The sequence below is a fragment of the Sporofaciens sp. JLR.KK001 genome, from assembly GCF_036941055.1.
GTDB lineage: Bacteria > Bacillota > Clostridia > Lachnospirales > Lachnospiraceae > Sporofaciens.
Genome location: NZ_JAYMNO010000018.1, coordinates 1 through 416, shown reverse-complemented (window position 1 = coordinate 416; position 416 = coordinate 1). Strand labels below are relative to the sequence as shown.

The window sequence follows — 416 nt, the reverse complement described above, 5'->3', positions numbered from 1 at the left end:
AGCCACTATTGAAAGGAGAAACCGTTATGCCTACTATTGTTAAACACTTCGATAAAAAATCAGGAAAGACCCGGGTTTACGAATCTACTCCCCACTATGACCCTGTTACCAAGCAATCAAGACCGAAGAGGAAATATCTTGGTACCCTCGATCCCGAAACAAAGGAATTGATCCCATCTTCCGGTCGCAGGGGCAGAACAGCATCTTCGAAAAATGTTACCACCACGGAAGAAGATACTGCTTCTGCAAGGAACAGAGATTTTCAAAAAATCATTTCCGAGAAAGAAACAGAAATCGCCTCTTTACAGTCTGAGGTGAAAACCCTAAAAGCTACTATCAGGGCATATGAAAAAGTATGCACTTCCATCTCCAATACTTTAAGAAAGGCCCCTGTGATCTATGATTAAATATACCGG

General features: G+C 41.8%; 1 protein-coding gene. It reads left to right on the top strand.

Annotated elements, in window-relative coordinates:
• The coding region (locus VSQ62_RS32325) for a hypothetical protein (RefSeq protein ID WP_502957901.1) at positions 1-407 on the top strand (407 nt) is incomplete at its 5' end.
• Between the last annotated feature and the right edge of the window lie 9 nt (positions 408-416).